Here is a 19499-nt window from a genome sequence, read left to right on the forward strand (position 1 = left end):
CCGCTGCCGGGGCGCCGCCACTGACTGTGACGCCGTTGCGGCCCCAGCCGTTGCGTCCCCGGGTTCCGTTATGAGAGTACGAGAGCGCGGCCCACTCGTCCCCGTCGCCGTCCCGGAGCGCCGTAGGCTGTAGCCGTCGGGCGGGCCGCGGCCGAGCGGCCGGCGCTGGACCGGCCACGCCCGAACGAGTGCCCCTGCCTCTGCGCGTACCGAGTACCAGGAGATGTGCATGTCCGGACAGCCCCGCTCAGACCGGCCCCGGTTCGACCTCGGCTCGATCGCCTACGGCGGCGACTACAACCCGGAGCAGTGGCCCGAGGAGGTCTGGCCGCAGGACGTCGCGCTGATGCGTGAGGCCGGTGTGAACCTGGTGAGTCTCGGCATCTTCTCCTGGGCGCGGCTGGAGCCGCAGCCGGGGGTGTTCGACTTCGGCTGGCTGGACCGGATCATCGCGCTGCTGCACGAGGGCGGGATCAGCATCGACCTGGCGACGCCGACCGCCGCGCCCCCGGCCTGGTTCCAGAAGGCCCACCCGCAGGTGCGCCCGGTCGCGGTGGACGGCACGGTGCTGGGCTACGGGGCCCGGCAGACCTACTGCCCGAGCTCGCCGGAATATGCCGAAGCCGCCGCCCGGATCACCGCCGAGCTGGCTCGCCGCTACGCCGGACATCCCGCGGTGGTGCTGTGGCATATTCACAACGAGTACGGCTGCCATATCTCCCGCTGCTACTGCGAGCAGTCGGTGGCCGCCTTCCGGGTCTGGCTGGAGGAGCGCTACAAGACCGTGGAGGGGCTGAACGCCGCCTGGGGCACCGCCTTCTGGGGCCAGCTCTACGGCAGCTTCGACGAGGTGGACGCGCCCCGCACCGCCCCCGCCGCCTGCAACCCGGCGCAGCAGGTCGACTTCCGCCGGTTCAGCTCGGACGCGCTGCTGGAGTGCTACCGGCGCGAGCGCGACATCGTCCGCGCGGCCGACCCGGTGGTGCCGATCACCACCAACTTCATGGCCGGGCTGACCGACAACCTGGACCTGTGGCGCTGGGCCGAGGAGGTCGACGTGGTCGCCACCGACCACTACCTGACCGCCGAGCGCAGCGACAACCACATCGGCCTGTCACTGGCGGCCGACCTGACCCGCTCGCTGGCCGGCGGCGGCCCGTGGCTGCTGATGGAGCACTCCACCTCGGCGGTGAACTGGCAGGGCCGGAACATCGCCAAGCGCCCCGGCGAGATGGCCCGCAACAGCATGGCGCACCTGGCCCGGGGCGCCGACGGGATCATGTTCTTCCAGTGGCGGCAGTCCCGCTCCGGCACCGAGAAGTTCCACTCGGCGATGGTGCCGCACGCCGGGACGGACACCCGGCACTGGCGCGACGTGGTGGCGCTGGGCACCCGGCTGGGCAAGCTGGACGAGGTCTGCGGCAGCCGGGTGCAGGCCCCGCAGGTGGCGCTGGTCTGGGACTGGGAGTCCCGCTGGGGCCTGGACTGCGGCAACAAGCCCTCGACCGACCTGGGCTTCCGCGAGCGGATCGACGCCTACTACGAGCGGCTCTGGCACCTGGGCGTCACGGTGGACTTCGTCCACCCCGGCGCCGACCTGTCCGGCTACCGGCTGGTGCTGGCACCCTCGCTCTACCACACCCGCGCCGCCTGGGCGGAGAACCTGCGGGCCTGGGTGCGCGGCGGCGGCACCCTGGTCTCCTCCTACTTCACCGGCGTGGTGGACGAGAACGAGGCGGTTCACCTGGGCGGCTACCCGGGCGCGCTGCGGGACATCCTGGGCGTGCGGGCGGAGGAGTTCCTGCCGCTGCGCTCCGGCCAGAAGACCAGGCTGGCCTCCGAGTCCGCGGCGGTGCCCGGCGGCTCGGCCTCGCGCTGGGCCGAGGACCTGCACCTGGACGGCGCCGCCGCGGTGCTGCGGCACGCCGACGGCCCGGCCGCGGGCTGCCCGGCGGTGACCCGGCACGGCTTCGGCGAGGGCACCGCCTGGTACGTGGCCACCGCCCCCGAGGCCGGCACGCTCACCGCGATCCTGCGCGCGGCCTGCGCCGACGCGGGCGTGGCGCTGCCGGTGGGGCGACCCGAGGGGCTGGAGGCGGTGCGCCGGGTGGCCGAGGGCGGCGCCGAGTTCGACTTCCTGATCAACCACAACGACCGGGACGTCACGGTCCCGCTGGCCGGTTCCGACCTGGTCGTCCCGGCCGGCCGGGTGAGGGTGGTGGTCAGGACCAGTTAGCCGCTGGCTACCATGGCGGCTGGTTCGAACACGAGCATGGGGGGACGACATGGGTGCGCAGCAGCGCGCGGAGAGCCAGATATTCGGCGAGGTCGCCGAGGGCTACCACGCCTCCCGGCTGGGATATCCGGATGAGCTGATATCGGACATCCTCGACTATGCGAAGCCGGCCGGAAGGCCGGTGGTCGAGGTCGGCGCCGGGACCGGCAAGGCCACCGTGTCGTTCGCCGCCCGCGGCCTGGGGCTGACCTGCGTCGAGCCGGACGCCCGGATGGCCGAGGTGCTGCGCCGCACCGTCGCCGGCCACCCGTCGGTGCGGGTCGAGGTCTGCACCTTCGAGGAGTGGCAGCCCGGCGGGCGGCGCTTCGGCCTGCTCTACGCCGCGACCTCCTGGCACTGGACCGACCCGGAGCGCCGCTGGGACCTGGCGCACGCCGCCCTGGCGCCGGGCGGCGCGATCGCCCTGTTCTGGAACGGCACCACCGTGGTCGATCCGGCCCTGCACGCCGCGCTGGCCGAGGTCGACACCGGCGGCCACGACCTGCGGCCGCCGCACACCGTGCTGGCGTCCGAGCTGGACCCCGAGGACGGCGGCGAGCGCTGGACCGAGGCCAAGGGCTGGCCGCAGGCCCAGTGCCGCCGCGACGGCCGCTTCACCGACCTGCTCTCCACCCGGCACCTGCGCCCGCAGCACTACAGCACCGCCCACTACCTGGGCTACCTCGACTCCATCTCGCGCTACCGCGTCCTGCCCGACGAGCTCCGCGAGCAGGTGCTGCGCCGCACCGGGGAGGTGCTGGACGCCCACGGCGGCGGGATCGACATGGTCGCCGTCACCGACGCCTTCAGGGCCCGCGCCATCTGACCCCCCTTGACGGGCCGCCCCGACGGCCGCCCGATGCACGGACCGGAAGCGACGACCGTTGACCCAGCTCAGTACCGCCCAGCCGACCACCGCCCCCGCCGCGCCCGTCCGGCACCCGCTGCGCGCCCTGCTGGACCGGGTGCCCCCGCGCGCGCTGGCCTGGGGCACGGCCGGGCTGTTCTTCGTGCTCTATGCCGCTGTGTCGATACGTCGCCACGAGCGAATAATCACCGCCGGGTACGACCTGGGCATCTTCGAAGAGGCCATCCGCAACTACGCCCACCTGCACGCGCCGATCGTGGCGCTCAAGGGGCCCGGCTACAACATCCTGGGCGACCACTTCAGCCCGGTCCTGGTGCTGCTGGCCCCGGTCTACCGGGTCTTCCCCAGCCCGGTCACGCTGCTCGTCGCGCAGGCCGCGCTGATGTCGCTGGCCTGCGTGCCGCTCACCCGCTGGGCGCACGAGCTGCGCGGGCCGGTGGCGGCGCTGGTCGTCGGCTGCGGCACCGGCGCGTCCTGGGGGATCGTCAAGGCGGCCTCCTTCGACTTCCACGAGATCGCCTTCGCGGTGCCGCTGATCGCCTTCAGCGTCACCGCCCTGGGGCAGCGCCGCCAACGCGCGGCCGCACTGTGGGCGCTGCCGCTGGTGCTGGTCAAGGAGGACCTGGGGCTGACCGTGGCCGCCATCGGCGCGATCATCGCCTGGCAGGGCGCGCGGCGGCTGGGCATCGGGCTGGCGGTGACCGGCCTGGCGGCCACCGCCGTGGAGATGTTCCTGATCCTGCCCGCGGTGAACCCGCAGGGCAGCTTCGCCTACCTGAACCAGCTGCCCGGCACCGCCGCCGGGGCCGGTGGCACCACCCACCAGCTGCTGTTCGCGCTGCCGCACCTGGTCTGGCCGCCGATCAAGGTGCTGCTGCTGCTGATGCTGGCGCTGCCGACCGCCTTCCTGGGCCTGCGCTCGCCGCTCACGCTGATCTGCCTGCCGACCCTGGCCTGGCGGTTGACCTCGGACAACCCGCACTACTGGGGCGTCAGCTACCACTACAGCGCGGTGCTGATGCCGATCGTCTTCGCCGGCCTGGTGGACGCGCTGGACCCGGCCCGGCGGCGGCTGCCCCGGCGGCGGGTGCGCGCGGTGCTGGTGGCCAGCACGGTGTTCACGGTGGCGACCATCCCGGTCTTCCCGCTGCACGAGGTGCTGATGCCGGCGGTGTGGACGACCTCGCCGCACGTCCGCGCCGCCAAGCAGGTCGCCGCGCTGGTGCCGGACGGCGCCACCGTCGCCACCTCCGACCACATCGCCGCGCAGCTGACCGACCGGGCCACCGTCAGCCAGCTCTGCCAGGCGGCCGATCCGGCCCTGCCGCCCCCGCCGCCGCCCGGCTGGGTGCTGGACGACAGCACCGACCACACCGGCACCGGCCCCTGCCCGGCCGGGCAGTCCGGGCTGATGGTCGCCCGGTACGAGTCCCAGGGCTACCGCGTGGTCGCCGACCGGGACGGCGTCATCCTGCTGCGTCACCCCTAGCCGACCGGCTCCGACCTGTCCTCCTTGACAGCAGGCGGGCATGATCGAGTACCGCATCGACCGGCGCAGCGGGGTCGCCACCTACCTGCAGATCGTCCAGCAGACCAAGCAGGCGCTGCGGCTCGGGCTGCTCCAGCCCGGCGACAAGCTGCCGACCGCCCGCGAGGTGGTCGAGGCGACGGCGATCTACCCCAACACCGTCCTGAAGGCGTACCGCGAGCTGGACCGGGAGGGGCTGGTGGAGCCGCGCCCGGGCCTGGGCACCTTCGTCCGCCGCTCGCTGGCGCGGGCCGAGGCGGGCGCGGACGGGCCGCTGCGCGCGGAGCTGGGCACCTGGATGGACCGGGCGCTGCAGGCCGGGCTGGAACGCGAGGACGTGGCCGCCATGGTCGCCTCCGCGCCCGACCGGACCTTTGCGCAGGACGCCCGGGACGTCCAGGGCAGCCGCGACATCCGGGATATCCGAGACATCGAGGGGGCCGATGAACGACGTGACAGCCGCGCCGGCGGCCGTGGCGGCCGTCGGGCTGGGCAGGAGCTACCGCCGGGGCTGGGCGCTGCGCGACTGCTCCTTCCGGATCCCGGCCGGCCGGGTGTGCGGGCTGGTCGGGCCCAACGGGGCCGGCAAGAGCACCCTGCTCGCCCTCGCCGCCTGCCTGCTGACGCCCACCGAGGGCGAGGGAGGAGCTGTTGCTCGCCTACCTGCGCTCGCCGCAGGCCCCGGCGCTGGTCACCGACGAGGCCCGCGCCGATGAGCGGTGCGCTGGTTCGCCGCCCGGCTGGGAGCGGCGGCAGCCGTCGTCGGCCTGGCCACCGCGGCTCTCACCGGACTCTCCGACTGGTTCTGGCGGGACTACGTCGTCCGCGGCGGCATCCAGAGCTACGCCTACGGCCCGACGGCCTACAACGCCCTCGGCGCGGTCCCGGTCGCCTACGCCCTCCTCGCCCTGGCCCTCGGCACCGTCCTGGGGCTGCTGCTGCGCTCCACCCTGGCGGCGGTCCTGGTCACCGGAGCGGTGCAGACCGCCGTCGAGCTGGCCCTGTACCAGCTGCGCCCGTACCTGTACCCCAGGGTCGGCGCCGTGCAGCCGGGCGTCGGCGGCCAGCTGCCCGACGACGGCTTCGCCGCCCCGGCCGACGCCTGGCTGGTGCACAGCGGCCTGCTGCTCGCCCACCGACCCCGGCCCGGCAACCGAAGCGGCTGCTGCGCGGCACCGCCTGGCCGGCCACCGCCGGGTGCGCCGCAGCCCGGCCTGACCGCGCTACATCCGGTCCACGGCGGTGACCCGCAGGACGGCCCGGCCCTCCTCGTCCGAGGAGGCCAGGTCGACCTCGGCGCTGATGCCCCAGTCGTGGTCCCCGGCCGGGTCGTCGAAGATCTGCCGGACCAGCCACGCGCCCTGCACCGACTCCTCGTCGATGATCAGCATCTTGGGGCCCCGCGCGTTCGGCCCGGTGCCCAGGTCGTCGTGCTCGTCCCAGTAGGCGTCCATGGCGTCCGCCCAGCGGTCCTGGTCCCAGCCCCCGTCCTCGGCGTCCAGCTCGCCCAGGTCGTAGTAGCGCTCCAGCGCGGCCAGCTCCACCCGGCGGAACATGGCATTGCGCACCAGCACCCGGAACGCGCGGACGTTGGCGGTGACCGGGGCGGTCTTCTCGTCCAGCATCTCCCGCTCGCGCTCCTCCTCGTCCTCCGGGTTGGCGAGCTTCTCCCACTCGTCCAGGAGGCTGGAGTCGACCTGCCGGACCAGCTCGCCCAGCCAGGAGCTGAGGTCCCGCAGGTCCTCGGACTTCAGGTCGTCCGGGACGGTGTGCTCCAGCGCCTTGTAGGCCGAGGCCAGGTAGCGCAGCACCAGGCCCTCGGTGCGGGCCAGCTCGTAGAAGCCGACGTAGTCGGCGAAGGTCATCGCCCGCTCGTACAGGTCCCGGGCGACGGACTTCGGGCGCAGCGGGTGGTCGCCGATCCACGGGTGCGCCCGCCGGTACACCTCGTACGCGTGTCCGAGCAGCTCCTCCAGCGGCTTCGGATAGGTGATCTCCTGGAGCCGCTCCATCCGCTCCTCGTACTCGATGCCGTCGCGCTTCATCTCCGCGACCGCCTCGCCGCGCGCCTTGTTCTCCTGCGCGCCGACGATCTGCCGCGGGTCGTCCAGCGTCGACTCGACCACGCTCAGCACGTCCAGCGCGTACGACGGCGACTCCACGTCCAGCAGGTCGAACGCGGCCAGTGCGAACGTCGACAGCGGCTGGGTGAGCGAGAAGTCCTGCTGCAGGTCGACGGTGAGCCGGACGATGCGCCCGGTCTCGTCCGGGGTGTCCAGCCGCTCCACCACGCCCCCGGCCAGCAGCGAGCGGTAGATGGCGATGGCCTCGCCGATGTGGCGGCGGCGCGCCTTCGGGTCGTCGTCGTTGTCCAGCAGCAGGTGCCGCATGGCCTCGAAGGCGTTGCCGGGGCGGTTGATCACCGACAGCAGCATCAGGTGGCTGACCTTGAAGCGCGAGACCAGCGGCTCCGGCTGGGCGTCGATCAGCTTGTTGAAGGTCTCCTCGCCCCAGGAGATGAAGCCCTCCGGGGCCTTCTTGCGGACCACCTTGCGCTTCTTCTTGGGGTCGTCACCGGCCTTGGCCAGCGCCTTCTCGTTCTCCGTGACGTGCTCCGGGGCCTGCGCGACCACCGTGCCCACGGTGTCGAAGCCGGCCCGCCCGGCCCGCCCGGCGATCTGGTGGAACTCCCGCGCCCGCAGCAGCCGCACCCGCTGCCCGTCGTACTTGGACAGCGCGGTGAACAGCACCGTCCGGATCGGGACGTTGACGCCCACGCCCAGGGTGTCGGTGCCGCAGATCACCTTCAGCAGCCCGGCCTGGGCCAGCCGCTCGACCAGGCGGCGGTACTTGGGCAGCATCCCGGCGTGGTGCACGCCGATGCCGTGCCGGACGAACCGCGACAGGTTGCGGCCGAACTTGGTGGTGAAGCGGAAGTTCCCGATCAGCGCCGCGATGGCGTCCTTCTCGGCCTTGGAGCACATGTTGATGCTCATCAGCGCCTGCGCCCGCTCCACCGCCGCGGCCTGGGTGAAGTGCACCACGTACACCGGCGCCTGGCCGGTGGAGAGCAGCTGCTCCAGGGTGTCGTGGATGGGCGTGCGCTGGTACTCGTAGAACAGCGGCACCGGGCGCTCCACGGACGCCACCGTGGTCGTCGGCCGGCCGGTGCGGCGCTTCAGGTCGGCCTCGAACCGGCGGACGTCGCCCAGGGTCGCCGACATCAGCAGGAACTGCGCCCGGGGCAGCTCGATCAGCGGCACCTGCCAGGCCCAGCCCCGGTCCGGCTCGGCGTAGAAGTGGAACTCGTCCATGACGACCTGGCCGACGTCCGCGTCCGCGCCGTCCCGCAGCGCGATGCTGGCCAGCACCTCGGCGGTGCAGCAGATGATCGGCGCGGTCGGGTTCACGCTGGCGTCGCCGGTCATCATGCCGACGTTGGCGGTGCCGAACATCTTCACCAGGTCGAAGAACTTCTCCGACACCAGCGCCTTGATCGGCGCGGTGTAGAAGGTGCGCTCGCCGCGCGCCAGCGCCGCGAAGTGCGCCCCGGCGGCCACCAGGCTCTTGCCCGAGCCGGTCGGCGTGTTCAGGATGACGTTGGACCCGGAGACGATCTCGATCAGCGCCTCCTCCTGCGCGGGGTAGAGGGTGATCCCCCGCTCCTCCGCCCAGCCCGCGAAAGCGGTGAAGAGATCATCGGGCAGCGGTTCGGCGGGGATGAGATCAGTCAGGGTCACCGCTCTATCTTGCCCTAAGCAGGGCGGGCGCCCGCCGGGGGCGGCAGCGGGCGACCGGCCTGCCCGCAGGCCGCCAGCAGCAGCGCGCCCACCGGCGCCGCGAAGATCCCGACCAGGACCGTGACGGAGCCGACGGCGGCCGCCGCCAGCGCAGCCCCGGCCAGCGCCCACGCCGCCACCGCCGCGGGCGCCGACCGCCGGTGCACCGCCAGCCGCAGCAGCCCGCCCACCAGCAGCGACACCAGCAACGGCAGCGCCACCAGCAGCAGCACGCCGTGCCCGTCGGCCGCGACCAGGCTGACCCGCGGGTCCGCCACCAGCACGCCACCGGCCTGCGCCGGGGGAGCGGCGAGGGAGGTGGGAGCGGTAGCGAGGGCGGTGGGTGCGGCGGTGGCGTACGTCGGCGGATCCTGCGGCGTCACCAGGGGCAGGAACCAGGCCAGGACGAAGAGCAGCAGCCCCCACCCCACGGCCACGCCGACCAGCAGTGTCGCGCTCTGCCCGGGCTCCGGACGATCGAACGGCCTCATCAGGGCCCCCGTTCCGACAGTTGATTTGAGCGACTGCTCAATCACTTGTCCCCACGGTATTGCCGGGCATGACACAGCGTCAACGGCCTTGCGCCGCCGGAGGCCGTCAGCCGTCCAGGTGGGCGCTCTCGATGCGGGCGGCCAGTCGGCGCAGCCACAGCTGCGGATCGAACACCAGCTCCACGTCGCGCCCCAGCGCCCCCAGCGCCGTCTCCAGCTCGGCGCGGTCCAGGCGCAGGGCGGCCAGCTCGTGCAGCTGGCCCAGGGTCCGGGCTGCGGTGGCCCGGTCGGTGCCCGCCCGCCGCTGCTCCAGCGCCGCGCGTTCGGCCCCGACCGCGTCCAGGCCGGGGTGCTCCTCCGGGAAGTCCTGCCCGAAGTAACCGGCCAGCAGCTGGTGCAACTGGGGGAACCGACGGCGCCAGGCCCAGGGGCTCCGGGGGACGCCGCCGGACGCCGCGCGCCCGCCGCCGGACTCCAGCAGGGCGACCAGCAGCTGCGCCCAGGCGGCCCGGTCGGCCGTCTCCGGCCAGGGCAGCAGGGCGACGGCGGCGGTGTCGACGGCGTCTGCTCCGTCGGGTGCGTCCCGCCTTTGCTCGCCCGCCGCGGAGAGCCGACCGGCTTCGACGAGCCGTCGCAGTTGCATCGCCGCGACGGCCGGTGACGCCGGGGACACCTGCCGCATGGTGTCGAGGTATGCGGCCCGCGCCATGCCGGGGCGGCCGGGCTCGTCGTCGGCGGCCAGGCCCGCGTACGCCTCCAACAGCTCGCGCAGGGCCGCGTAGCTGCTGTGCCACAGCGGCAGTGGCACGGAGCGGGGCGGCAGGTCTCGGGGTCGCTCATGCGGGCTCTCTCAGTCTTCCGTCGGATAGGCCGAGCGCACGGTGAACCGCCCCCGGTCCAGGCTGTCCCGCTGGAGCAGCACGCGGACCGAGGAGACCTCCACCGGGCCGCGCCCGGCCAGGACCATGCCGACCGGCAGCAGCCGCCCGGTGACCTCCCCGGCGAAGTGCGACTGCAGGACCAGCCGGTCGCCCGGACCGCTCTCCAGCCACTGCGCGATCCGGTCGCGGTTCCGGTCCACGACGCGCTGGACGTACGTCTGGGCCGCGCTCGCGCTGCTGAAACTGGAGGCTCGCAACACTGTCACCGGGATCGACCTCTCGGATGGTGGGGGCGCGTCAGCGCCGGGAGGTACGCGCGACCAGCGCGCCGGACGCCGAGCGCAGCCAGGAGCGCCAGGTCAGCTCGTCCCACCAGGGCGCCTCGGCCTGGCGCGGCTCCGCGCCCAGGTGCCGCAGCGCCCGGTCCAGCCGGGCGTCGTCGGTGAACAGCGCACACACCCCGGCGATCTCGCCGACCAGCGCCGGGAGCGACAGCGGGGTCCGGCGGCGGGCCTCGGCGTACCGCTCGCAGACCAGGTGGACCAGTGTGTCCGGGTCCTCGTCCTCGCCGTACCGCTGCTCGTCGACGACGGCGCGGTACAGCCGCAGCAGCTCCCGCAGTTCACCGAAGTGCTCCCGCAACTCCCATCCGTTCAGCGGGAGTTCGGTGATGTCCGGGGCGCGGGTGGTCCACCACGCGGGCAGCGGGCCGGCCTGCGGATCGAGCAGGACGCCCAGGCAGCGCCGGAGCACCGCCAGCGCGCCCGCCCGGGGGTCGTCCGGGGGCAGCGCGTGCAGCAGGTCGGCGACCTGCAGCAGCTCGGCGTGGGCCATGGCCCGGCGGCCCGAGCGGCGGATGCGTCGGAAGCCGTCCCCCGGGCTGTCCTCGGTCAGGCCCTCGGTGGCACCGTCGTAGGCGTCCAGCAGCCGCAGCGCCCGCCCGGTCCGGTCGCCCGGCCCCCGGCGGACGGCCCGGCGCTGCACGGCCCGGCGGGGGCGGCCGTGACCAGCGGGCAGTCGCCGTCCCCGGACGAGACGGCGTCCTGGCGCAGCCGGTACTGCACCTGCGCCAGCACCACCGGCCAGCCCAGCGAGGGCGCGCGCCCGTTCCAGTCCGACCAGGGGACCAGGCCCCGCCGGTCCAGGGCGAGCAGTTCGGCGCTCTCGCGGACCAGCCCGCCGACGGCGAGCCGCTCCGCCCCGGGCGCGCCCGGCGGTGCGGCGCCGAGGACGACGGCCTCGGTGGCGTACCCCTCGTCCTGCTGGTGCGCGCGCGGGGCACCGCCCGGGCGCTCGACGTCCTCGTCCAGGGCGAACGCCCACTCCTCGGCCAGCTGGGCGGCCTCCGGGCAGAGCTCGCGCACGGCCCGGCTGTCCAGCGGCGCGCCGCTCTCGGCGCACTCCTGGAGCAGCTGGTCCAACTGCTCCGCCAGCTCCTGCGCCGGGCGCCCGAACAGCTGCCGCACCTGCTGCAGCGCCGTGTCGCGGGGCGACTGCCCGGAGCCCGCCCCGGCCCGGCACAGCGCGCCGAGGAACCAGGACCGGAAGGCGCGCAGCGGCTCCGAGGCGGCCGTCACGGCGGCGCCGCACAGGAACTCGACCAGGACGTCCACCGGGCCGTAGCCGTCGGCGGTCGCGCGGGCCCGGGAGTGCGCCAGCACCTCCAGCCGGATCTGCAGCAGCGCCCGCTGCCTGCTGTCGTCCGGCACGCCCAGGGCCGCGAGGAAGGCGGACCGGTCCCGGGGAGCCTGGTCCCGCATGGCTGTTCCTGCTTTCGTCCGTGCTGTCGGTTGCTGCCGTCGGGGTCATGGTTGCTGTCGGCCGTGGCCGCGTCGGTTATCCGGTCGGGAACGCGGTGTAGACGTAGAACGGCGGGTCGAGGTCCTTGTTGTACTTGAGGACCGCCCTCACACCATAGGCATCGACCACCTGGTGGGTGCCGTTCCGGTCCACCACGATCCGGCCGGTGGCCGGGCCGGTGCCGGTGCCGGGGTCGTTGACGGTCAGCTGGTCCTGGGAGGCGGGGCCGTTGTGCGGCCCGGCCAGCCAGGCGGCGATCAGCTGCTGGTTGGCGGGGGAGTCGATGTCCCCCTGGACCAGGGTCTGCGCGGAGGCCGTGGTGCTGAAGCCGCTCGATCCGTTGGCCGGATTGGACAGGTCCTTGCCGTCGACGCGGGAGAGCAGCTGCGCGTCGGTGAGCCCGGTGTGCATGGTCAGCACGTGCGACTTGCCGGTGCCCTCCTGGCCGACCAGGCTGATCGGGTAGGGCCCCATGGTGGAGGGGTCGCCCCAGCCGGAGTACTGCTTGGTGGAGAACTTGCCGCCGACGGGCGGGGCCTTCATCCCCGGGTAGCCGAAGTCGTGGAGGCTGCGCGTCCCCACCGACTCGGCCTGGGCCTCCATGTACTGGATGGTCGGCGCGCCCTTGAGCGCCTGCTCCAGCGAGGACCTGGCGGTCTCCAGGTCCCATCCCTGTTCGATCTGTTCGATCGGCTGGTAGTAGTCGGTGACCAGGATGCGGATGCAGTCCATGATCATGTCCTCGTCGAAGGTCTCGGCGAGGTAGTCGCTGATGCCCAGGGTCACCTCGCTCAGGATGGCGCCGATCACCGTGGCCAGGACCGAGCCGGCCACCCGGGTCTCGATGGCGCTGCGGGTGGTGTCGATCGCCGCGCGGTGGGTGTCGCACATGGCGGCCAGCTTCTCGGCGCACACGGCCGCCAGCCCCAGCGGGTGGTCGGGCAGGCCCTTGCCGCCCCAGGGCGCCGACCCCCAGATCCTGTCGCAGAACTTCCTCATGGCCGCGTGCCACTGGTCCACCTGCGGCCGGGCCACCAGGCCCGGGTAGGCCCCGCCGCGCGGCGTCTTCACCACCGAGTAGTCGACGGTGAGTTCGGTGAGCACGGCGTTCAGCGACTGCGCCAGCGAGACGACCGAGGCGTCGATGCCGCGCCATGCGGCCGCCGCCGTGGCCAGCAGGTTCTGGTGGCCCTTGGGATACCACGCGGTCAGCGCGCCGAGGGGGTCCTTGAGCGGCTGGAACAGCGCCGTCCTGGCCGGGTTGTTCGACCAGGAGAGCAGGTCCTGGTAGCCGTAGAGGGTGGCCGGGGCCGGGCGGGCGAAGGTCTCCGGGCCGTACGCCGGCACCGGGACGGACGCCGGGCCGCCGGTGGCGCCGTGGGTCGAGGCGTAGTCGGCCGCCGCATAGGTGTTGGCCGAGGTGATCAGGCCCTCCACGACGCCGCCGACGGAGTCCATCAGGTCCCCGAGTGCCGTCATGACGTCCTGGGCGAGCGGGTCGTAGAGGCTGGCGAAGTACATGCCGACGTAGTCCTCGCCGGCCATGTTGGCGGTGCCGGCCAGGGTGCGGGCGTAGCCGTGGCAGGCGGTGATGAAGTCGTCCCGCAGGCTGGTCATCTGCTTGGCGGCGGCCCACAGGTTCTCCGGATCGACCTCCAGGACGCCCGTGGCCTGCGGCGGCGCCCACGAGCCGGTGGGGTCGAACGGCTGGGCGGCGGGCCCGCCCTGCTGCCCGCCGGTCTGCGGCGGGCTCGGGTCGGTGGTGGCGGGGGGCCTGCCGGTCCTCGGCGCGGGCAGCCCGCCGCCGGGCGGTGTGGCGGGCGGTGTGGCCGGGGGCGTGGCGGGCGGTGTGGTGGCCGGGGGTTGCGAGGGGCGCGGCTGCGGCAGCCGGGAGCCGCCGGGGTCCGGGGGCGGCGTGTTCATGCGCCGTCACCCCAGATGGTCTGCACGGCGCTCTGGGCGGAGGCGAAGTTGCCCTGGCTGGTGCACACGATCTGGTGCAGGTAGCCGAGGTCCTCGTGGATCGCCGCCGCGGCCTGGCGCCAAGCGGCGTACGTGGTGGCGAAGTTGTCGGCGGCCGTGCCCGACCAGCTGGCGGAGGCGCGGCGGACCGCGTCGTCCATCTCGGCGATGTGCCCGGCCAGGGCGGCGGCCGTGGACAGCACGCCCTGTCGGTACTCCTCCACTTGAGCGAAGTCGAACAGCAGCGCTGCCACATGGCCCCCCGTAACCCAATGCGGTCGATCGGCAGAAACGGTAGCAGCGGGAGGGCATGCGCATCCCGGACGCAGGTTCGAGCGAGCGAGAGCAGCCTGATTGCCAGGGCTACTTAGGTATGGCTAACCTAAGTTTCATTCCTGCTGTGTGAGCCCCGATGCGCGAGCGAAGAAGGCCGTCCATGCCCCTGCCCTTGATGACCCCTGCCCTGACGCATCCGGCCCTGTCCCATACGGCCGCCGCCGCGCCCTCGACGCCGCTCGGCCCCTTTGGGGACAGTGCCGTTGCCTGGACGACCTGGGTCACCCTGATGGGGTTCGTCGGGCTGGCCGCCCTCGCACTGCTGGCTGCCGGACCGGCCGCCGCGCGCACCGCGCCGGGGGCCCTCGACGCCGTCACCGCACGGCTCTCCCGGGCCGCCCTGGTCGTCGGCCTGCTGGCGGTCCCGGCCGTGCTCACCGAGCTCGCCCAGGCCGCCTCGAAGACCGGCGGCTACGACTACGCGGCGGCCTGGAACTCCCTCTACGACGGCAGCAACGACGGCCGGCTGTCCGGGCTGGAGATCACCTTCTCCCTGGTCGGCGCGGCCCTGGTGGCACCGCTGACGGCGCGTTCGCTCGCCGCCGGGCGGGCCCGCCGGTGGCTGCTCGGCACCGGCCTGGCCGCAGGCGTCATCGCGCTCGGCAGCACCCGGTTCCCCGACGCCGTGCCCGCCGCCGGCAACTGGGGCCGCACCGTCTTCTCCACCCTGATGTGGATGCTGCACCTGGTCGGCGGCGGCGTCTGGCTCGGCGGACTGGCCGGGCTGCTGCTGCTCGCCGCCCCCGGGGTCCTGCCCGCCGGGGAGCGCGCCGCCTTCTGGTCCGTCGCCATCCGCCGGTTCTCGGTCTGCGCCATGGGCTCCGTCGCCGCCATCACCCTCTCCGGCCTGTTCCTGTACTGGGAGCACGTGGACGGCCCGACGCAGCTGCTCACCACCATGTACGGCCGGGTGCTCGGTGTGAAGATCCTGATCTTCGGCGCGCTGCTGCTGCTCGGCGTGTTCAACCAGTTCTGGCTGCACCCGCGGATCGAGGCGCTGCGCGCCGGGGGCGACCAGCGGCCGCCGGCGACGATGCTGCTGCGCCGGTTCCCGGCGGTGGTCGCGGCCGAGGTCGTGCTCGGCATGGCGCTGCTGTTCGTGGCGCCCTTCCTGCACGGCTCCGCCCGCAACCAGGCGTACCAGGCCAGGGTCGCCGAGCATTCCGCGGTGGCCGTCCCGGCGAAGGAGCTGCCGAAGCTCAAGCCCAAGCAGGCCACCGACTCCACCTGGGTGTGGGGCACGCTGGAGACGCTGGCCGTGGTCGCCCTGATGGGCGGCGGCTACCGCTGCTCCGGCAGGCTGGCGGCCCGCCGCCGCGCGGCGGTCGCCGGAGCCCCGTCCGAGCCGGTGCCCGCGTCCGGCTCCGGGGACCTGGTCGGCATCTGAGCCCGTGCGGGCGGCGCCCCGGGCCGTGGCCGCCCGGGCTGCCCGGGGCGCAGGACCTTACCGAACCCTGACAGAACCAGGTCCTTGCTGGTCGGCGGACGGGTTCGAGTGGTGCAATCAAGGTATGGACAGGGACGGCGGAGGCGCGGGCAAGCCCGTTGGACGGCGGGTCGTGCTGGGGGTCACCGCGCTGGGAGCGCTCGGTGTGGCGTTCGGTGCGCAGATCGAGAGCGGGCTGAACGGGGTGCTCGGCGCCATCAGCGCGCACGACCCGACCGGGCTGACCGGGCTGCTGCCCGGCGGCGGGGGCTTCCAGTTCTACAACGTCGCCTCCTCCCTGCCGTACAGGAGCGACACCGACTACCGGCTCACCGTCGACGGCCTGGTCGACCGCCCGGGCAGCTACACCCTGGCCGAGCTGCAGGCGCTGCCGCAGACCACGCTGGTCAAGGACGTCCAGTGCGTGACCGGCTGGCGGGTGCCGAACACCGAGTTCGGCGGGGTGCTGCTGTCGCAGCTGCTGGACCGGGCCGGGGTGAAGCCGGAGGGCAAGGCGCTGCGGTTCACCTGCTTCGACGGCGTCTACAGCGAGAGCCTGACCCTGGAGGAGGCCCGCCGTCCGGACGTGATGGTGGCGCACCAGATGAACCGGGCCCCGGTCACCCGTGACCACGGCGGCCCGGTGCGGTTGTACGTGGCACCCATGTACTTCTACAAGTCCGCCAAGTGGCTGTCCGGCATCACCGTCACCGACCGGGTGATGCCCGGCTACTGGGAGCACTACGGCTACGACGTCGAAGCCTGGGTCGGCCGCTCCAACGGCCGCACCGACACCCCGATCGACGGCGAGTGACATGGCCGACGCCACCCCCCACCGCACCCCGGACGGCACCGCCCGGCAGCCCACCGCGCACCAGGTGCAGGAGATGCGCCGGTTCACCGCCGCCGAGCGCTGGGTGCACCGGACCACCTCGACGCTGATGCTGACCGCGATCATCAGCGCGCTCTGCCTCTACCTGCCGGAGCTGGCCGAGATCGTCGGCCGCCGCAGGCTGCTGGTGGTCGTGCACGAGTGGTCGGGCATCCTGCTGCCGCTGCCGCTGGCGGTGGGGCTGTTCTTCAAGGGCGTCCGGGCCGACATGCGCAGCCTGAACCGCTTCGTCCCGCAGGACAAGGGCTGGGTGTGGCGGGCGATGCGGCACGGCTCGGGCACGGCCGGCCCGGCCGGGAAGTTCAACGCCGGGCAGAAGCTGTACGCCGCGCTGATCGCCGGGACGGTGGTGGTCATGGTCGGCACCGGGCTGATGATGTGGTTCACCGGCCTGGCCCCGCTGAACCTGCGGACCGGCGCCAGCTATGTGCACGACTGGCTGGCGCTGGTCATCGGGGTGCTGGTGCTCGGGCACATCCGGATGGCGATGAAGGACCCGGAGTCCCGGCACGGGATGCGCACCGGCCGGGTGGCCCGCTCCTGGGCGCGGCGCCACCATCCGCTGTGGGAGCGGGCCGAGCGCGAGGCGGCCCGTCCCGGCCCGAGCTGGGCCAAGGGAACGGACCCGAACTCATCGGAACCGGAACAAGATTGACGCTACGTCAATCCGCCTGCCGGGCGCGCTCGATGCGCAGCGCGATGCCGTCCAGGAAGGTCTGCAGCACCAGTTCGAACACCTCGTCGTCGCTGCGGAACAGCTCGGTCAGCCGGGCCGAGCCGGCGTGCAGCAGTGGGAACCGGTCGGCCGGCAGCAGCCCGTACTTGACCGCCCAGGCGGCGTCGTCCTTGGCCTGCACCTCCGGCTCCAGGATCATGAACGCCGCGGACGCCTGGGTGAAGGCCAGGGTCAGGTCGAGCAGCATGCGATAGCACTCGGCCGCCTCGATCGGCGGCAGCCCGGCCCGGTGCAGCACGCCGATGATCTCCTCGACCCGCTCGGTCTCCGAGGGGCTGGCGGTGGTGCGGACCGCCGCCAGCACGGCCAGCGCCGGGCGGGCCAGGTGCACCCGGCGGATGGTGCGGGCGGTGAGCGCCAGCCACTCCCGCCACTGGTCGGGGGCCGGCTCGGTGGCGGACGCGAGCCGCACCGCCTCGTCGATCAGCTTCTCGGTCAGCGCCAGGACCAGGTCGTCCTTGTCGCGGAAGTGCCGGTAGACCGCGGTCGGGTCGGCGCCCAGCTCCTTGCCGAGCCGACTGAACGTCAGCACCCCGCCGCCCTCGGGCGAGCACAGCCGCATGGCCGCCTCCAGGATCGCCTCCCGGGTGAGCGCGGCCCGCCGTCTGGCGGCCGGTTCGGCCGCCGCCGGCCCGGACGCCGCGCCCGTCGTCGTGCCCTGCTCCGCCACTGCGGTTCCTCCCGCTCCGGGCCGGGACGGCTCCCGGCTCCGTTGATCCGATCGTAACGGCAGCCCACTGTCAATGCCATTGACATCGCCAGTGTCATCGAGTGTGATGCTCACTCATCCGGCCGTGTCGCCCCCGGCCGGACGAACCGAGCACTGTTACGGAGGGCCCGTGCCCCGCGACCACCACTTCGCCGACCTGGTCTTCACCGGCGGCCCCGTCTACACCGTCGACCCGGCCCGCTCCTGGGCCCGGGCCGTCGCCGTCCGCGACGGCCGGATCGTCGCCGTCGGCGCCGACCACGACGTCCGCCACCTGATCGGCGCCCGCACCGAGGTCGTCGACCTCGCCGGAAAGCTGCTGCTGCCCGGCTTCCAGGACGCCCACGTGCACCCCGTGCTCGGCGGCGTCACCATGCGCAGCTGCGACCTGCACCACCTGGAGACCGCCCAGGCGTACCAGGACGCCGTCGCCGCCTACGCCGCCGCCGAACCCGACCGCGCCTGGATCACCGGCGGCGGCTGGAGCATGGAGGCGTTCCCCGGCGGCACCCCGCACCGCGAGCTGCTCGACGCCGTCGTCCCCGACCGCCCGGTCGCCCTGCCCAACCGGGACGGCCACGGCGTGTGGGCCAACAGCCGCGCGCTGGAGATCGCCGGGATCACCCGGGACACCCCCGACCCCGCCGACGGCCGGATCGAACGCGACGCCGACGGCCTGCCCACCGGCATGCTCCAGGAGGGCGCGGCCGACCTGGTCACCCGGCACATCCCGGCCACCGGCGAGGACGACTTCCGGCAGGGCCTGATCGAGGGCCAGCGCTACCTGCACGGCTTCGGCATCACCGGCTGGCAGGACGCCGGAGTCGGCTCCGCCTTCGGCCCCGGCGACGTCTACGGCGCCTACCTGGCCGCCGCCGCCGACGGCAGCCTCACCGCCCGGGTCCGCGCCGCCCAGTGGTGGGACCGGCAGGGCGGCCTGGAGCAGCTGCACGAGTTCACCGCCCGCCGCGCCGAGGCCGCCGCCGTGCGCGACGGCGCGGGCCGGTTCCGCGCCGGGACGGTCAAGATGATGCTGGACGGCGTCGCCGAGAACCACACCGCCGCCATGCTGGAGCCCTACCTGGACGGCTGCGGCTGCTCCAGCGGCAGCTCCGGCCTGGACTTCATCGACCCGGAGAAGCTCGGCGGCCACGTCAGCGAGCTGGACGCCGAGGGCTTCCAGGTGCACTTCCACGCCCTCGGCGACCGCGCCGTGCGCAGCGCCCTGGACGCCGTCGAGGAGGCCCTGCGCCGCAACGGCCCGCGCGGCAACCGGCACCACCTGGCGCACCTGCAGGTCGTCCACCCCGAGGACGTCCCGCGCTTCCGGCAGCTCGGCGCGACCGCCAACATGCAGCCGCTCTGGGCCTGCCACGAGCCGCAGATGGACGAGCTCACCATCCCCTTCCTCGGCGAGCGCCGCAGCGGCTGGCAGTACCCCTTCGGCTCGCTGGCCCGCTCCGGCGCGATGCTCGCCGCGGGCAGCGACTGGTCGGTCAGCACCCCGGACGTGATGCTCGGCATCCACGTCGCGGTCAACCGGCGCGCCCCCGGCGAGCAGGACGTGCGCGTCCTCGGCCCGCAGGAGCGGCTCGACCTCGGCACCGCACTGGCCGCCTACACCGCCGGCAGCGCCCGGGTGAACCACCTGGACGACGTCACCGGCTCGGTCCAGACCGGCAAGTACGCCGACCTGGTCGTCCTGGACCGCGACCCGTTCGCCGGCCCGGCCGAGGCCATCGGCGAGACCCGGGTGCTGCGCACCTACGTCGAGGGCGACCTGGTCCACGCCGCCCAGTAGCCCCCGGGGGCCGCC

At 73.7% G+C, this 19499-nt stretch carries 16 protein-coding genes and 2 pseudogenes; 9 read left to right on the plus strand and 9 right to left on the minus strand.

The features are described from left to right. Positions 1 to 229 precede the first annotated feature (229 nt). From GXW83_RS12555 to GXW83_RS12575, 5 genes and pseudogenes are all read left to right on the plus strand, one after another. On the plus strand, positions 230 to 2236 hold the full coding sequence (locus tag GXW83_RS12555) for a beta-galactosidase (protein WP_182443154.1): 2007 nt from the start codon (positions 230 to 232) through the stop codon (positions 2234 to 2236). A 49-nt stretch (positions 2237 to 2285) separates the two neighbouring features. Further along, positions 2286 to 3101, plus strand: coding sequence for a trans-aconitate 2-methyltransferase (locus GXW83_RS12560; protein WP_182443155.1), 816 nt, complete (start codon positions 2286 to 2288; stop codon positions 3099 to 3101). A 58-nt stretch (positions 3102 to 3159) separates the two neighbouring features. Beyond that, positions 3160 to 4632, plus strand: coding sequence for a DUF2079 domain-containing protein (locus GXW83_RS12565; RefSeq protein ID WP_225446931.1), 1473 nt, complete (start codon positions 3160 to 3162; stop codon positions 4630 to 4632). A gap of 40 nt (positions 4633 to 4672) precedes the next feature. Continuing rightward, positions 4673 to 5056, plus strand: a pseudogene (locus tag GXW83_RS12570) (GntR family transcriptional regulator); the annotation flags it as partial. Positions 5057 to 5114: 58 nt separating this feature from the next. Then, positions 5115 to 5312: pseudogene (locus GXW83_RS12575) on the plus strand (ATP-binding cassette domain-containing protein); the annotation flags it as partial. A gap of 582 nt (positions 5313 to 5894) precedes the next feature. Here the strand turns inward: GXW83_RS12575 and GXW83_RS12580 are convergent. The 8 genes from GXW83_RS12580 to GXW83_RS12615 all read right to left on the minus strand — a co-directional run bounded on the left by GXW83_RS12580 (position 5895) and on the right by GXW83_RS12615 (position 13838). After that, on the minus strand, positions 5895 to 8411 hold the full coding sequence (locus tag GXW83_RS12580; protein ID WP_182443156.1) for an RNA helicase: 2517 nt from the start codon (positions 8409 to 8411) through the stop codon (positions 5895 to 5897). A gap of 14 nt (positions 8412 to 8425) precedes the next feature. After that, entirely contained in the window at positions 8426 to 8941 is a 516-nt protein-coding gene (locus tag GXW83_RS12585; protein ID WP_182443157.1) for a hypothetical protein, read from the minus strand. Between the two features lie 106 nt (positions 8942 to 9047). After that, positions 9048 to 9749 (minus strand): contact-dependent growth inhibition system immunity protein, encoded by a 702-nt coding sequence (locus tag GXW83_RS12590; RefSeq protein WP_182443158.1) that lies wholly within the window; start codon positions 9747 to 9749, stop codon positions 9048 to 9050. A gap of 42 nt (positions 9750 to 9791) precedes the next feature. Beyond that, complete coding sequence (locus tag GXW83_RS12595; RefSeq protein ID WP_182443159.1) at positions 9792 to 10088, minus strand: RNase A-like domain-containing protein; 297 nt, start codon at positions 10086 to 10088, stop codon at positions 9792 to 9794. A 31-nt stretch (positions 10089 to 10119) separates the two neighbouring features. Beyond that, the gene (locus GXW83_RS12600) at positions 10120 to 10806 is read right to left on the minus strand and encodes a hypothetical protein (protein ID WP_182443160.1); all 687 of its coding nucleotides are present in this window, start codon (positions 10804 to 10806) and stop codon (positions 10120 to 10122) included. After that, positions 10713 to 11582 (minus strand): hypothetical protein, encoded by an 870-nt coding sequence (locus GXW83_RS12605; protein WP_182443161.1) that lies wholly within the window; start codon positions 11580 to 11582, stop codon positions 10713 to 10715. The genes GXW83_RS12600 and GXW83_RS12605 overlap by 94 nt, the downstream gene beginning before the upstream one ends. A gap of 76 nt (positions 11583 to 11658) precedes the next feature. After that, positions 11659 to 13545: an RNase A-like domain-containing protein gene (locus GXW83_RS12610; RefSeq protein WP_182443162.1), complete on the minus strand. Its 1887-nt coding sequence runs from the start codon at positions 13543 to 13545 to the stop codon at positions 11659 to 11661. Next, complete coding sequence (locus tag GXW83_RS12615; RefSeq protein ID WP_182443163.1) at positions 13542 to 13838, minus strand: hypothetical protein; 297 nt, start codon at positions 13836 to 13838, stop codon at positions 13542 to 13544. Before GXW83_RS12615 ends, GXW83_RS12610 begins: the two co-directional genes overlap by 4 nt. Positions 13839 to 14020: 182 nt before the next feature. Here GXW83_RS12615 and GXW83_RS12620 point away from each other — a divergent pair, with 182 nt between their 5' ends. From GXW83_RS12620 to GXW83_RS12630, 3 genes are all read left to right on the plus strand, one after another. Beyond that, positions 14021 to 15307, plus strand: coding sequence for a copper resistance D family protein (locus GXW83_RS12620; protein WP_225446932.1), 1287 nt, complete (start codon positions 14021 to 14023; stop codon positions 15305 to 15307). Positions 15308 to 15431: 124 nt separating this feature from the next. After that, entirely contained in the window at positions 15432 to 16160 is a 729-nt protein-coding gene (locus tag GXW83_RS12625) for a molybdopterin-dependent oxidoreductase (RefSeq protein WP_182443164.1), read from the plus strand. A 1-nt stretch (position 16161) separates the two neighbouring features. After that, the gene (locus GXW83_RS12630) at positions 16162 to 16893 is read left to right on the plus strand and encodes a cytochrome b/b6 domain-containing protein (protein ID WP_370466652.1); all 732 of its coding nucleotides are present in this window, start codon (positions 16162 to 16164) and stop codon (positions 16891 to 16893) included. Between the two features lie 7 nt (positions 16894 to 16900). Here the strand turns inward: GXW83_RS12630 and GXW83_RS12635 are convergent, their stop codons facing one another. Then, entirely contained in the window at positions 16901 to 17644 is a 744-nt protein-coding gene (locus GXW83_RS12635) for a TetR/AcrR family transcriptional regulator (RefSeq protein WP_182443165.1), read from the minus strand. Positions 17645 to 17717: 73 nt separating this feature from the next. On the opposite strand from GXW83_RS12635, the gene GXW83_RS12640 reads away from it, so the two are divergent. Continuing rightward, on the plus strand, positions 17718 to 19484 hold the full coding sequence (locus tag GXW83_RS12640) for an amidohydrolase (protein WP_370466653.1): 1767 nt from the start codon (positions 17718 to 17720) through the stop codon (positions 19482 to 19484). Positions 19485 to 19499 lie beyond the last annotated feature (15 nt).

This window comes from Streptacidiphilus sp. PB12-B1b (assembly GCF_014084125.1).
In the GTDB taxonomy this organism is placed as follows: domain Bacteria; phylum Actinomycetota; class Actinomycetes; order Streptomycetales; family Streptomycetaceae; genus Streptacidiphilus.

Bases quoted from the DNA above. Each gene is read 5' to 3' on its own strand.
- GXW83_RS12555 (WP_182443154.1), top strand. From the start codon at position 230: ATGTCCGGACAGCCCCGCTCAGACCGGCCCCGGTTCGACCTCGGCTCG.
- GXW83_RS12560 (WP_182443155.1), top strand. From the start codon at position 2,286: ATGGGTGCGCAGCAGCGCGCGGAGAGCCAGATATTCGGCGAGGTCGCC.
- GXW83_RS12585 (WP_182443157.1), bottom strand. From the start codon at position 8,941: ATGAGGCCGTTCGATCGTCCGGAGCCCGGGCAGAGCGCGACACTGCTG.
- GXW83_RS12605 (WP_182443161.1), bottom strand. From the start codon at position 11,582: ATGCGGGACCAGGCTCCCCGGGACCGGTCCGCCTTCCTCGCGGCCCTG.
- GXW83_RS12610 (WP_182443162.1), bottom strand. From the start codon at position 13,545: ATGAACACGCCGCCCCCGGACCCCGGCGGCTCCCGGCTGCCGCAGCCG.
- GXW83_RS12620 (WP_225446932.1), top strand. From the start codon at position 14,021: ATGCCCCTGCCCTTGATGACCCCTGCCCTGACGCATCCGGCCCTGTCC.
- GXW83_RS12625 (WP_182443164.1), top strand. From the start codon at position 15,432: ATGGACAGGGACGGCGGAGGCGCGGGCAAGCCCGTTGGACGGCGGGTC.
- GXW83_RS12630 (WP_370466652.1), top strand. From the start codon at position 16,162: ATGGCCGACGCCACCCCCCACCGCACCCCGGACGGCACCGCCCGGCAG.
- GXW83_RS12640 (WP_370466653.1), top strand. From the start codon at position 17,718: ATGCCATTGACATCGCCAGTGTCATCGAGTGTGATGCTCACTCATCCG.